Below are 12836 nucleotides of genomic sequence, written 5' to 3'. Positions count from 1 at the left end.
TTCAATCTCCGGTATCCAGGAAGCCGAGCGCGTGCATGTTCGCCATGAGCTCCTCGTTCGGGACGGTGTCGGTGGCCGCGTTGGTGACATCGTTCTGCCCGATCACCACACGCTCACCGCCATAAGTGGTCAGTGAGACCTCCTGCGCCTCGCCCGGTTCGAACCGCACCGCGGTGCCGGACGGAATGTCAAGGCGCATACCGAAGGCGGCTCGCCGGTCGAAGCGCAGCGCCCGGTTGGTCTCGAAGAAGTGGAAGTGCGAACCGACCTGGATCGGCCGGTCCCCGGTGTTCTCCACGGAGACCGTGGTGCTGCGACGTCCGGCGTTGAGTACCAGTTCACCCTCGGCGGCCAACACTTCGCCCGGCACCACCGCCAGATCGGCGGCGCTGCGGTTGCCCGGGCCGATGGCGTCGTGCACGGTCACCAACTTCTGTCCGTCGGCGAAAAACGCCTCCACCTGAACCGATCCCAGCAGGGTGCGCACGCCGGGTAGCACGTCGTCGTCGGTCAGGATGCGCGCACCGTGGGCGGCGGCGTCGGCGACGTTCGCGCCACCGCGGGCGGCCTCGACCACCTCGTCGGCGATCAGCGCCCGCGCCTCGGCGTAGCTGAGGGCCAGGCCCGCGGCGCGGTGCTTTCGGGCCAGTTCGGCCGCCAGGAACAGCAACAACCGGTCCTCGTCCTTGGGAGTGAGGTGCATCAGCCCGTGATGCCTTCGGCCCAGGGGTAATCCTTGAGGAACGGGTCGGGGGTGATGGGCTGCGGGGACTCCCACACCTGCTCGATCAATCCGTTCCCGGACACCTTGCCGATACGGGCGGTCTTGGTGACGTGGTGGTTCTCGCCGTCGATGGTGACGGTGCCCTCGGGTGCGTCCACGCTGACCCCGCCGGATGCGCTCTGGATATCGGCCACCCCGAACGAATCAGCCTTCTCCACAGCGGCTTTCCACAGCAGCACGGCGGTGTACGCCGATTCCATCGGATCCGAGGTCACCCGGTCGGCACCGAAGCGTTCCTTGAAGTCGGCGACGAAGGCGTTGTTGGCCGGGGTGTCCAGGGTCTGGTAGTAGTTCCACGAGGACAGCTGCCCGACCAGGCTCTGGGCACCGATACTGCGGACTTCCTCCTCGCCGACGCACATCGACATCACCGGCATCACCTCCGGTGTCAGCCCGGCGCTGTTGTACTCGCGGAAGAAGGATGTCAGCGAGCCGCCGACGACGACGTTGAACACGGCATCGGCACCGGCGGTGCGGATCTTGTTGACGATGGTGGAGAAGTTGGTGCTGTCCAGCGGGACGTAGTCCTCGCCCTTGATTTCGATACCGTTGGCCGCGGCGTAGGCCTTGACGATGGCGTTGGAGGTGCGCGGGAACACGTAGTCACTGCCCACCAGGTACAGCGATGTCACGCCCTGCTCCTTCAGATAGTCCAGGGCGGGGATGATCTGCTGATTGGTGGTGGCACCGGTGTAGTAGATGTTGGGCGAGGATTCCAGGCCCTCGTACTGCTGGCCGTAGTACAGCAGCGCGTCGGCGTTCTCGAAGACCGGCAGCATGGCCTTACGGCTCGCGGAGGTGTAGCCGCCGAAAACCGCTGCGACACAGTCGCTGTTGACCAGCTTCTGGGCTTTCTCGGCGAAGGTGGTGGGTTCCGACGCGCCGTCCTCGGAGAGCAGTTCCAGCTGTTTGCCGAGCACCCCGCCGCCGGCGTTGATCTCCTCGACGGCCATCACGATGGCGTCATGGATCACCGATTCGCTGACGGCCAGACCCCCGGAGAGCGAGTTGATCGCCCCGACCTTGACGGTCGGTCCCGAGGTGTCGACACATCCGGCCGCGGTTGCGGTGTCGGTGTCGCCGGCCCGGCTGCCGCAACCGGTCGCCAGGATCGTGGTCGCCGCGAGGAGCGCAATGCCCGCGCTGAGTCGTTTCATGAAAAGGCCGCCTTCGAGGGGTCTGAGGTCAGGGTCTGGGATCGTTGCCGCAAAGCGTAGGAATTCCGGGTGCGAAGAGGCTATGGGAGGAATCTCCCATTTGTGGATCACACTGTTTCGTGGCTGCCGCGGGCCGGAAACATCGCCGAAACATGGCCTGAACAAGATGCTTTCGCAGGGGCCGGACAGGTGAGGATGACCGATGGGCGGATACGGTGACGTGCTGGGCAGCACGGCCGGGATCGAGACGCGGGCGCACGAGATACTGGACGCGCTGAGTGCGAAGGCCGCGTCCTCGGCCTCGGCGATCAGCCTGTGGGATCCGATCCGGCGATGCCACGTCGCGGTCGCCAACCACGGCTACCCCGAGAACGTGATGGCGCACCTGAACACCTGGTTCATCGATCACGATCCGCTCTTCGACACCATGCGGGTGCGCGGCCTCGGGGCGCTGCGCTGGCGAGACTTCCCCGAGTACCGCGAGACCTATTCGGTGCAGGGCGTTTTCGTACCGGCCGGTTTCGACGAGGGACTGTCGGCCCGGCTGGTCACCGCCGACGGCACCTATGCGGGCACCATCCACGTCAACTGCGACGATGCGCGCTATCCCAGCGATGACGATGTCGCCGAGATCAATGCGTTGCGCGCCCAGATCGCCGAACACCTGGATTTCTCGGTGCGCCCCCGGATGGTCGCCGAACTGGTGGCGCCCGAGGCGCAGGCCTGGGCGGTCGACGGTGCCGGGCAGGCACACCTGTTGATCCACGGTGAGATGTTCGAGCACGAGCTGGAACGCGCCCTGGTCGCGGATATGGCGTCGGCCGCCCGCGGGCCCGGATTGGCTTTCCGGCCCGAGGTGACCCGCTGGTTCGACGGCAGCACCTGGCTGCACGCGCGGCATATCAACACCGCCCCGCGTTTCGCCCAGGACAGCTTGAGCGGGGTGATCCTGGTCAACCGCGAGCCGTTGCCGTTCGCGATCACGCCGCGGGAACTGGACGCGCTCACGCTGGCGGCGCAGGGGTTGACCAACAATCAGATCGCCGCGCAGCTGTTCATCAGCGTGCGTACCGCCGGCCATCACATGGAGAGCGCGATGGCCAAGCTCGGAGCCAGTAACCGGGCGGCCTGCGTCTCGGCCGCGGTGACCTGGGGGCTGCTCGCGGGTCGGCTGCTCGTCGGCAACGACACAGCCGCCCGCAGCGCCTAACCCGGTTTGGTCTCCAGCCCGGGCGGCACCACCCGTAGTTTCGCCGCGATCCGGGTCAGCGCGGCCAGGTCGGTGGCGGTCAGCGGGTCCAGGACGAGCTCGCGCACGGCCCGCACATGGATCGGTGCCGCCTCGGCCACCAGGGCGTACCCGGTGTCGGTGAGCGAGGCGAGGGTGTAGCGGCCGTCCTCGGGATCCGGGGACCGGGTCGCCCAGCCGCGTGCCTCGAACCTCTTGACCACGTTGGACAGCCGCGACAGCGAGCCGCTGGCCAGGAAGGCCAAGTCGCTCATCCGGATCCGGCGATCCGGGGCCTCGGAGATGTGGCTGAGCACCAGGTACTCGAACAGGGTCAGGTCGACCTCGCGCAGCGGGGATTCGAGTTTGTTGGGCAGCAACAGCATTAGGGAGACCAGACCGGTCCACGCCTCTTTCTCCGGCAGGGTCAGCCAACGGGGCTCGTCCATGCCCGTCACTTTACGCGTGAAGTGATCAGGTGTACGGTTCACTTCATGCATGAAGTGAAAGAACGTCAGGATGTGGAATTTTTCGTCACGCCGGGATATGGCGAGAAGGTGTTGGGCCAGCTGCACTACAGCCAGGCGGTCCGGATCGGGAACCGGGTGGAGATTTCCGGGCAGGGCGGCTGGGATGACGAGTTGAACTTCCCGGCGACGCTGGAGGAGGAGATCGTGACGGCGTTCGACAACGTCGAACGGACCCTGGCCACCGCCGGCGCCACCTGGGGCGATGTGGTGCACGTGAACTCGTATCACGTCCTCACCGCACCGGACTCCACGTTCGACGCGCACAACAAGGTCATGACCGATCAGTACCGCAAGCGGATGGGCGACCGGGCGCCGATCTGGACCGAGACCGGTGTCACCGCGCTCGGCCTGCCGCAGATGCGAATCGAGATCCGCGTCACCGCCATCATCGAAAACTGATGCGGGCCATCGTCTTCGACCCGGATGCGCCCCGCCGCTTCGCGTTCGCAGAGGTTGCAGAACCGGTGCCGACGCGACCGGAGGAACTGCTGATCGAGGTCCGGGCCATCTCGCTGAACTTCGGCGAGGTCAGTCACGCCGACAACGCCGACGGGATCGGCTCCGTCCCGGGCTGGGACAGCGCCGGGGTCGTGCTCACGGCCGCGGCAGACGGATCCGGTCCGCCGGTGGGCACCCGGGTGGCCGGCCTGGGCTGGTCCGGCGGGTGGGCGCAGCGACGGGTGCTGAACTCGGCGAACGTGGCGGTGCTGCCGGACGATGTCGACTTCGAGACCGCGGCCGCACTGCCGGTCGCGGGGGTGACCGCCGTGCAGACCATCCGCGGGCTGGGCCCGGTGCTCGGGCGGCGGGTGCTCATCACCGGGGCCTCGGGCGGGGTCGGCCGGGTGGCCGTGCAGCTGGCTTCGCGGGCCGGGGCACACGTGATCGCCGCGGTGGGCAGCCCGCAGCGGGGCGCCGGTCTGGCCGAACTCGGAGCGGGTGAGGTCGTGGTCGGGCTCGACGGTGTGGCGCCGGTACACGGTGTGCTCGAGCATGTCGGCGGCACCATGCTCGCCGAGGCGTTCCATCTGCTGCTCGACGGCGGAACGCTGATCGCCACCGGCTCGGCGTCCGGGCCGCAGACCACGATCGACTTCGAGGCCGAACGAATGATGTTGAAGCGCACCACAATCAAATCGTTCATGGTCTCCTGGCCGGTCGGGGAGGATCTGCAGTACGTCGTCGATCTGGCCGGACGCGGACAACTGGACCCCCAGATCGGCCTGCGTGACTCCTGGGAGAACCTGGACGGCGCCATCGATGCGCTGCTGGGCCGGCGGGTACCCGGCAAGGTTGCGCTCACGCTGGGCTGAGCGGCCGACTCAGCTGGCGAACAGTCTCGCGGTGCGCTCCTCGTGACGCATCCCGCTGATCTCCAGCGCCGGGGCCACGCCGTCCGCCACGGCGGCATGGCGTCGGTGGTGCCGCCGCACACCGCGATCAGGTACGGGTGCCGCGCGCCGCGATGCCGACGGCGCACGCGGTGGCCGCCAGTTGCCTGCCCGCCGATACCGAGGCCGTGCGGGCGTTGTCGAACAGCTTGTAGGAGGCGATCAGCTCGTCGTGGTACAGCCACTCCTCCAGGCCGTCGCTGTGCACCATCCGGCCGGCCGGAAAAGCGCTGTCGTGCAACTGCAGCCACAGCGCAACCGCGGTGGCGTGCGCACCGCCGGCCATCACATGGAAAGTGCGATGGCCAAACTCGGTGCCAGTAACCGGGCAGCCTGCGGGTCGGCCGCGGCGACCTGGGGCCTGCTCTCCGGCCGTTTGCTCGTCGGTCAGGACCCGCGCAGTTCCAGCCGGAGCAGCCGGTCATCACCGGGCCGCGGTTCGGTACCACCCCAGGTGGCCTCGTCGGTGTTCGAGGTCAGCAACCACAGCGCCCCGTCCGGGGCCACCTCGACGGTGCGGATCCGTCCCCATTCGCCGGTGAAGTGCGCGACGGGGTCTCCGGCGGTGCGACCGCCGGACACCGGGATCTGCCAGAGCCGCTGGCCCCGAAGACCCGCCATCCACAGCGAGCCGCCGGCGTAGGCCAGTCCCGACGGGGATGCGTCGTCTGGATGGATGGTGACGATCGGATTCTCCCCGAGGTCACCGTCGCTGCCTTCGGCGACCGGCCAGCCGTAGTTCGCCCCGGGGCGCAGCACGTTGACCTCATCCCAGGTGCGGTGCCCGAACTCCGAGGCGTACACCGTCCCGTCTGGCCCGAACGCGATGCCTTGGACGTTGCGGTGACCGATCGAGAAAACGGGTGTGCCAAAGGGATTGCCGACGGCGGGGGACCCATCGGCGCGTACCCGCAATACCTTCCCGTTCAGTGACGTGGGGTCCTGAGCATATGACCCGTTGAAGGCGTCCCCGGTGCCGACCCACAGGTTGTCGTCCGGGTCGAAGGTCAGGCGGCCACCGTGATGGCGATTGCCCGTGGCGATACCGTCGATGATCGCCGGGCCGACGGTGAACGAGGACACCGACCTGTCGAACTCCAGCGCCACCACTCGGTTGCTGGGTTCTCCTGAGACATAGGCGAAGACGGTCCGATTAACCGCGAAATCGGGTGAGCTCGCCAAGCCGAGCAGACCGCCTTCGGCAGTCTGCGGCACGTCGGTCACGACCCCGACCGGTGTGACGGTGCGGCCGTCGGGGGAGATCCGGTGGATCTCGCCGGTGTCGCGGCTCGACACCAGCGCCGAGGAGTCGGGCAGGAAGGTTAGTCCCCACGGCATCCGCAGACCGGTGGCGAGTTCGGTGACCTGCCCGATCGACGGAACTGGATTCGTCGGTGCTTGCCCACATCCGGTGGTCAGGGCCAACGTTGCGATGACCGTCGGCATCCATCTGGTCGTCATCGTCAACTCCTGACCAGGCTCAGAACGTGTGCCCGCAGTTCGGCGAACTGTGGAAGAGCCTTGGTGGTGAGTTGGTTGCGGGGCCTGGGCAAATCCACCGGCACCGTTTCCAGCACTACGCTCGGTCTGGCCGACATCACCACGATGCGGTCGCCGAGGTACACCGCTTCGTCGATGTCATGGGTGACCAGCACCATGGTGACACCGGTGGCGATCTGCACCTGCTGAACGAGGTCCTCCAGGTCGGCCCGCGTTTGGGCGTCGACTGACGCGAAAGGCTCGTCGAGCAGCAGTATCTCGGGTTGGTAGGCCAGGCCGCGGGCGATTGCCACCCGCTGCTGCATGCCGCCGGAGAGCTGCCACGGGTAGCGGGTGCCGAACCCGGTCAACCCCACCTCGTCGAGCGCCCTGGCCACCCGCTGCTTACGGTCGGCCGGCGACGGGAACTTGTTGCGCAGCGGCAGGGCAACGTTACGGTCGACGGTCAGCCACGGCATCAGCGAGCGACTGTAATCCTGGAACACCGAGGCCATTTTCTCCGGCGGCTCGGTGACGAGCTCACCGTCGAGTACGACAGTGCCTGTCGTCGGCGTCATCAGGCCACTCAGGCACTTCAGCAGCGTGGTCTTACCCGCCCCGGACGGCCCGACAATGCAGACGAATTCCCCGGCGTCGGCGTCCAGGCTGAGGTCACGGATCGCTTCGACCTGCTGGTTTCCTGTTCCGTAGGTCCGGTGGATGTTCTTGACGGACAGCATCAATGATTCCTTTCGGTCATGCCGATATGCCAGCGCAGAACGCGCCGCTCCGCGAGGGCGAACAGTGCGCTCAGTGTCACTCCGAGAAGGCCGAGGAGCACTGTGCCTGCCCACATCTGGGGTATGTCGAACGCGTTGCGCGCGCTCATGGTGACGAATCCGATGCCGTTGGCCGTGGCGTAAAGCTCGGTGATGACCATCATGATGAAGCCGATGCCCAACGCCGTCCGGATGCCGGCGGTGATCTGTGGTGCCGCGGATGGCAGCAGGATGTGTGTCAGCCGTTGGGTCCGGGTCAGCCGAAAACTCCTGGCCACATCCTCCAACTGGGGGTCCACGCCGCGTACCGCGTCGACGGTATTGAGCAAAACCGGGAACAGGCAGACGAATCCGATGACCACGATCTTGGCGTTGTCGCCGATGCCGAACAGCAGGACGCTGATCGGCACCAGGGCGGTGCCGGGTATGGAGCGGCCGAACTGCACGAGTGGGTTGAGGGCGTCGGCCAACCTCCGGCTACGCCCCAGTGCTACTCCGGCGGCCACCCCGGTCGCCGTTGCCAGCACCAGAGCGATCAGCAGTCGGCGAAGACTGGGGATAACGTCGGCGGAGAGCTGAGCGAATATCCATGTCTCGCCGAATGATTCGAACACATCGGGTAGCGGCGGGTAGAAGGGTGAGGTGCTGCCCACCGACGTCGCCCACCACAGCAGGACCAGCGCCACCGGGATCACGAGACGTAAGCCGGTCCTCGCCATGGTGCTCATATCGTGACCACCCGGTGTGCGGGGTGCCACCGCAGCGCGCGGTGTTCCAGTCGTTCGAACACCGCATTCAGCAGTACCCCCAGTAGTCCGGTCAAAACGATCACCCCGTAGGTCGCAGCGTAGATTCCGTTGGCGGCGTAGGTGTTCAGCGTGTTACCCAGCCCGGGGACGGCGCCGATCAGTTCGACGGCGATGACCGCGAGCAGGGTGATGGACGACGCAATGCGCACGCCCGTGCCGAAGAAGGGCAGCGCACTGGGCACGGTGACCCACGCGAGCCGCTGCAGCGCCGTCAATCCGTAGACGCGTGCGGTGTCCACGGTCACCGGGTCGACGGCTTTGATCCCGTAGAGGGTTTGTAACAGGACCGGCCAGGTGGCGGCCACCGCTGCCAGGATGACCACGACCTGGGGTCGTGCCCCGAACAGCAACAGCATGATGGGCAGATACACCACTACGGGAATGGGGCGGAAGAACTCCACGGTGCCGATCAACAGTTCGTTGACTGCCGGTATGGACGCCATGGCGGCGCCGATCGCCGTGCCGGCCACGATCCCGACGGTCAGAGCGGCGCCCCAGTGCATCAAGGTCAGTCCCATCACGGTCCACAGATCTGCGGTGGTGAGGTTGGCCAGCAGCCAGGCCGCGACCGTGGAGACCGGTGGGAGCTCTGGTGGGAATACCCCACTGAGCGAGAGCAATTCCCACGTCACGAGCAACGCCGCGGTGGTGAGTGCGGGCGGCAAGAGCTTCATGCCGATCACCCCGTCACCTGCAGATCGCGTGGCGGATTCGCGACGTCGGTGGCATCAGGGGACTGCGACCAGGTGAAATCGTCGACTTCGGGTGCACTGTCAATGCGCCCGTAATCGACCATCAGTCGGGTGGTGAGCGCGGCAGCGCGGCGTTCGATGCCGGTGATGAACCATGGCACCGGCAGTGCAGCGACGGTTTCCGGGGGCGCACCTGTCGTGTCACTGATCGTCTGCCGAACCTCGGCCGGGTGGTTGTTGGCGTACTCGGTCGCTTCCTGCAGGGCGGCCAGGAAGCGGTGCATCACCTCGGGGTTGCGGTCGACGAACTCCTTGGAACCCATCAACACCGTGGCGACACTGCGTGGGCCCAGGGCGGTTGTCGCGGGGTTTCCCAAGGTACGGAACCCGCTACGCAGCAACTGCCCGGCGAACGGCTCGAGTGTGCTGACTGCGTCGACCCGGCCCTGCCGAAGAGCTGCGACCTGATCTTCGAACGGCACGGCCACCACGGAGACCCGGTCGGGGTCACCGCCGGAACGGCGCACCGACTCCAGGACGGTCAGGTCGAAGAAGCTGCGCAGACCGTTGACGGCCACGGTGTGGCCGGGTAGGTCTGCAAAGGATCGGATCGGGCTGTCGTCGGCGACCACCACCGAGAATGCATCGCCTTGCGGCGAGCGGTAATCGGTGGCCAGCGAGGTGACGACCTCGATCGGAAAGCCGGCTGCGACTGCGGTGGGGATCGCCGTGATCTCACTGACTGCCAACTGGATCTGGCCGTTGAGGAGCAGCGCGACGCTGGCCGCGCTGGCTCCGGCCCCAGGGACCTGCACGATTTCGAGACCGTGGTCGGCGAAGATTCCGCGGTTGACGCCGAGCGTCAGCTGGGCGTTGACTGCCGTCGGACTGTAGTCGACGGCCAGTCGGGTCAGTCCGGACTCGGTGACCTCGACCCGGCCGAGATCGGTCGAACAGCCACTGACGGTGAGGCCGACCGCCGCCACTGCGGCACATAAAGTTCCGTGGCGCCTCATACTGCACCGCCGTTGACGAACACGATTTGTCCGTTGACCCATCGGGCAGGACCGGCGAGAGCCGCCACGGATGCGGCGACATCGGCGGGTGAGCCGATGCGTTCCATCGGGGACAACCCGGCGATATGGTCGACGAGTTCCTTCGATTTATCCGCCAGGAACAGCGGTGTGGCGGTAGGCCCGGGTGCGATGGTGTTGACGGTGATATCGCGGCCACGCATCTCCCGGGCGGTCACCAGGGTCATGGCTTCCACCGCACCTTTGGACGCGGCGTAGGCGGCGTAGTTCGGCGTCTGCAATCGGGTGATGGACGTCGAAAAGTTGACCAGCGCGCCACCACTGCGCAGATGCCGCACCGCGAGTTGGGTGACGACGACGGTTCCGCGGACGTTGATGCGGTGCATCCGGTCGAAATCGGCCAAGTCGAGGTCGGCGACCGGGGTCAGCACCATGATGCCCGCGGTGTTCACCACGACGTCGATGCCGCCGTAGCGGGCGACGGTCCGCTCGAAAAGTGCTGCCATATCGTGCTCATCGGCAACATCGCCACCGATGGCCGTGGCTTCGCCGCCGGCCTCGGTGATGCGCTGGACGGTATCCGTGGCACGGCTGGAACCGGTCTTGTAGTGCACCACGACGGCCATCCCGTCGGCGGCCAGCCGCTCACTGACCGCGCGTCCGATACCGCCGGACCCGCCGAGGACGATAGCCACCCGTCGGTCGATCTGCCTGGTCGTTGTCATTGATACCACCTTCGTGTTAGCGATGATGTTATCGACGGTAGCATTTAAGCGTTGATCGCGCTAACGCAATTGATGCGGGAAACCAGAACTGGCCACTCACGTAGCAGTGAGTGGCCAGTTCCGGGGGCGTCAGATCAAGCTCGGGCGGTCAGCCGGTCCAGCCACTCCGCGAGAAGCGTGACCTCGGCGGCGGTGAGCGCAGCCGGCGGTGGGTCCAGCAGGGCCTTCAGGGCGACTGCGCGGGGTCCGACACCGGTGGTGTCGGCGGTCTCGGCGCCAGTGGTGATCGATGTCAGGATCGCCTCTCGGGTCGCCGCCGACAGGTCTGGGTCGCGTTCGGGGGCGGGCGTCGAGAGCAGGGTGATGGTCACGCCCCGGCACGCCGAATGCATCATCGCGGCAGCACGTTCCACGCCGACCCGCAGGCGGCCGGCCTCGGCGATCCGTCGGACCAGTCCGAGCAGAATGGCCTCACCTTCGGCGACCCCCTGTGGGGTCGCGCCCGGCCGGGGGTCGCCGTAGAGCACGGTATAGACGTGCGGATTGCGCAGGCCGAATTCGACATGGGTGTTCCAGCCGGTGCGCAGATCCTCCACCGGGTCGTCAGTGTGTGGGCGGCTCCGCTTGGTGGCCAGATAGTCCGCCAGGCTACGGCTGGCTGCCGCGTCGAGTAGTTGTCGCATATCGCCGAAATGTCGGTAGATCGTCGGCGACTGCACGTTGGCTCTGGCGCTGACGGCGCGGGTGGACACGGCCTCGCGCCCGTCGGCGGCCAGGATCTCGGCGGCAGCCCGCAGGATTCGCTCCGGGGGATCCACCTCTGCCTTACTCGGGTTGCCGCTCATCCGCCCCTCCTCATCGATTGTTGATGTTAGCGCAGATAGCGCTGTTCCGTAGGCACTGCCAACAGGCCGGCGGCCCGGCCCGGGCCTGAGGTGAACGGGAGCGGGATGTGCAACTCTCTGCCACGCCAGGACGCGGGCACCGGGAAAGTCGCACTCACGCTGTGACTTTGGGCATCTGGGAATAGATCGGTCGCCCGCGGCGCTGTGTAGCGGGTGATCGACCAGACCTACCGCCTCCCGTCAGATGCCAAACTTCTCACCCCGGTGCGCGTCGGTGCGATCGAGGCGACGAATCGGATCTTCATGGCGCCGCTGACCCGGTCGCGCGCCCAATCCGACGGCACCCCATCGGATCTGGCGGCCGAGTACTACGCCCAGCGTGCCTGCGCCGGCCTCATCGTCAGCGAGGCCACCGCCATCTGCGAACAGGCCAACGGCGCCTACATGTTCACCCCGGGCATCTACACCGACCGGCAGCAGGGCGTATGGGCCGAGATCGCCGAAGCGGTGCACGCCCGGGGCGGGAAGATGTTCGTCCAGCTGTGGCACGTCGGCCGGATGGCGCATCCGGAGATCAGCGGCTTCGAAACCGTCGCCCCGTCTGCCATCGCCGCCGACATGGTGGCCCACACCCCGTCGGGCAAGCAGGCGCTGCCGGTCCCACGGGCGCTGCGGGTCGACGAGATCACCTCGATCGTCGAGCAGTTCCGTTGCGCCGCGCGCCGCGCCGTCGACGCCGGTATGGACGGGGTGGAGATCCACGCCGCCAACGGCTACCTGCTGCACGAGTTCCTCTCCGATGCCACCAACGTGCGCACCGACGCCTACGGCGGCACGCCGGAGAACCGCGCCCGGCTGACGGCCGAGGTGATCGAGGCCGTCGCCGAGGAGATCGGCCCCGACCGGGTCGGGGTGCGCATATCGCCCGGGGGGACGGCCGGGGACATGCGCGAGAACGATCCGGTCAGCACCTACGAGGCGCTGCTGAACCGCATCGCCGGCCTGGGCATCGCCTATCTGCATGTGCTGATCGACCCGTCCTCGCAGACCTTCGGCGCGATCCGCGCGCTGTGGAGCGGCACCGTGGTGCTCAACACCGGCCGTGACCGCGACACCGATTTCCGCGAGCTGGAAGGCCTGGCCGAGTGGGGTGCGGTCAGTGCGGTGGCGGTGGGGCGGGCCTATCTGGCCAACCCGGACCTGATCGACCGGCTGCTGCTCGGGGCCGGGCTCAATGAACCCGACGAAAGCACGTTCTACGCTTCCGGGCCGGCGGGGTACATCGATTACCCCGCCCTCGCGGGCCTGGAGGGGTCCCGCACCGCCTGAGGCGTGTGGGGTGACGGACAGCGCAGATCAGACGCCCAACCAACAGGTTGGTTT

16 protein-coding genes and 1 pseudogene are annotated in these 12836 nt (G+C 67.1%); 5 read left to right on the top strand and 12 right to left on the bottom strand.

Annotated features, from left to right (window positions below; all coding sequences use genetic code 11):
* Position 1: 1 nt before the first annotated feature.
* Complete coding sequence (locus K0O62_RS24565) at positions 2–703, bottom strand: urease subunit beta (protein WP_073859039.1); 702 nt, start codon at positions 701–703, stop codon at positions 2–4.
* Positions 703–1941 carry an urea ABC transporter substrate-binding protein gene (gene urtA / locus K0O62_RS24560; RefSeq protein WP_073859038.1) on the bottom strand — a complete coding sequence of 413 codons (1239 nt, stop codon included), beginning with the start codon at positions 1939–1941 and terminating at the stop codon, positions 703–705. Before urtA ends, K0O62_RS24565 begins: the two co-directional genes overlap by 1 nt.
* 202 nt (positions 1942–2143) lie before the next feature.
* Here urtA and K0O62_RS24555 point away from each other — a divergent pair, with 202 nt between their 5' ends.
* Positions 2144–3151: a helix-turn-helix transcriptional regulator gene (locus K0O62_RS24555; protein WP_073859037.1), complete on the top strand. Its 1008-nt coding sequence runs from the start codon at positions 2144–2146 to the stop codon at positions 3149–3151.
* Here the strand turns inward: K0O62_RS24555 and K0O62_RS24550 are convergent.
* A complete protein-coding gene (locus K0O62_RS24550; RefSeq protein ID WP_073859036.1) occupies positions 3148–3618 on the bottom strand; it encodes a MarR family winged helix-turn-helix transcriptional regulator in 471 nt (156 codons plus the stop codon). The genes K0O62_RS24555 and K0O62_RS24550 overlap by 4 nt on opposite strands.
* A gap of 45 nt (positions 3619–3663) precedes the next feature.
* Between K0O62_RS24550 and K0O62_RS24545 the strand changes: the two genes are divergently transcribed.
* Both K0O62_RS24545 and K0O62_RS24540 read left to right on the top strand, forming a co-directional pair.
* On the top strand, positions 3664–4098 hold the full coding sequence (locus K0O62_RS24545) for a RidA family protein (RefSeq protein ID WP_073859035.1): 435 nt from the start codon (positions 3664–3666) through the stop codon (positions 4096–4098).
* Complete coding sequence (locus K0O62_RS24540) at positions 4098–5012, top strand: zinc-binding dehydrogenase (RefSeq protein WP_073859034.1); 915 nt, start codon at positions 4098–4100, stop codon at positions 5010–5012. The genes K0O62_RS24545 and K0O62_RS24540 overlap by 1 nt, the downstream gene beginning before the upstream one ends.
* 127 nt (positions 5013–5139) lie before the next feature.
* Here K0O62_RS24540 and K0O62_RS24535 read toward each other — a convergent pair whose 3' ends face one another.
* A complete protein-coding gene (locus tag K0O62_RS24535; RefSeq protein WP_073859033.1) occupies positions 5140–5376 on the bottom strand; it encodes a hypothetical protein in 237 nt (78 codons plus the stop codon).
* Here K0O62_RS24535 and K0O62_RS28810 point away from each other — a divergent pair.
* Positions 5362–5478, top strand: a pseudogene (locus tag K0O62_RS28810) (LuxR family transcriptional regulator); the annotation flags it as partial. The gene K0O62_RS24535 and the pseudogene K0O62_RS28810 overlap by 15 nt on opposite strands.
* Here the strand turns inward: K0O62_RS28810 and K0O62_RS24530 are convergent.
* The 8 genes from K0O62_RS24530 to K0O62_RS28930 form a co-directional block, all read right to left on the bottom strand.
* Entirely contained in the window at positions 5478–6551 is a 1074-nt protein-coding gene (locus tag K0O62_RS24530) for a PQQ-dependent sugar dehydrogenase (protein WP_097933916.1), read from the bottom strand. The pseudogene K0O62_RS28810 and the gene K0O62_RS24530 overlap by 1 nt on opposite strands.
* A gap of 2 nt (positions 6552–6553) precedes the next feature.
* Entirely contained in the window at positions 6554–7309 is a 756-nt protein-coding gene (locus K0O62_RS24525) for an ABC transporter ATP-binding protein (RefSeq protein WP_073859031.1), read from the bottom strand.
* On the bottom strand, positions 7309–8076 hold the full coding sequence (locus K0O62_RS24520) for an ABC transporter permease (RefSeq protein ID WP_073859030.1): 768 nt from the start codon (positions 8074–8076) through the stop codon (positions 7309–7311). The genes K0O62_RS24525 and K0O62_RS24520 overlap by 1 nt, the downstream gene beginning before the upstream one ends.
* Entirely contained in the window at positions 8073–8831 is a 759-nt protein-coding gene (locus K0O62_RS24515; protein ID WP_073859029.1) for an ABC transporter permease, read from the bottom strand. Before K0O62_RS24515 ends, K0O62_RS24520 begins: the two co-directional genes overlap by 4 nt.
* 5 nt (positions 8832–8836) lie before the next feature.
* The gene (locus tag K0O62_RS24510; RefSeq protein WP_220045476.1) at positions 8837–9865 is read right to left on the bottom strand and encodes an ABC transporter substrate-binding protein; all 1029 of its coding nucleotides are present in this window, start codon (positions 9863–9865) and stop codon (positions 8837–8839) included.
* Positions 9862–10608, bottom strand: coding sequence for an SDR family oxidoreductase (locus K0O62_RS24505; RefSeq protein WP_073859027.1), 747 nt, complete (start codon positions 10606–10608; stop codon positions 9862–9864). The genes K0O62_RS24510 and K0O62_RS24505 overlap by 4 nt, the downstream gene beginning before the upstream one ends.
* A gap of 134 nt (positions 10609–10742) precedes the next feature.
* Positions 10743–11453 carry a TetR/AcrR family transcriptional regulator gene (locus K0O62_RS24500; protein WP_073859026.1) on the bottom strand — a complete coding sequence of 237 codons (711 nt, stop codon included), beginning with the start codon at positions 11451–11453 and terminating at the stop codon, positions 10743–10745.
* Positions 11454–11479: 26 nt separating this feature from the next.
* A complete protein-coding gene (locus K0O62_RS28930) occupies positions 11480–11611 on the bottom strand; it encodes a hypothetical protein (protein ID WP_264002283.1) in 132 nt (43 codons plus the stop codon).
* A 55-nt stretch (positions 11612–11666) separates the two neighbouring features.
* On the opposite strand from K0O62_RS28930, the gene K0O62_RS24495 reads away from it, so the two are divergent.
* Positions 11667–12782 (top strand): alkene reductase, encoded by a 1116-nt coding sequence (locus K0O62_RS24495; protein ID WP_073859025.1) that lies wholly within the window; start codon positions 11667–11669, stop codon positions 12780–12782.
* The last annotated feature ends 54 nt before the right edge of the window (positions 12783–12836 follow it).

Origin of the sequence: Mycolicibacterium diernhoferi (assembly GCF_019456655.1) — a bacterium.
GTDB lineage: Bacteria > Actinomycetota > Actinomycetes > Mycobacteriales > Mycobacteriaceae > Mycobacterium > Mycobacterium diernhoferi.
The sequence above is the reverse complement of the archived record's forward strand: the minus strand, read 5'-3'. Positions and strand labels throughout refer to the sequence as shown.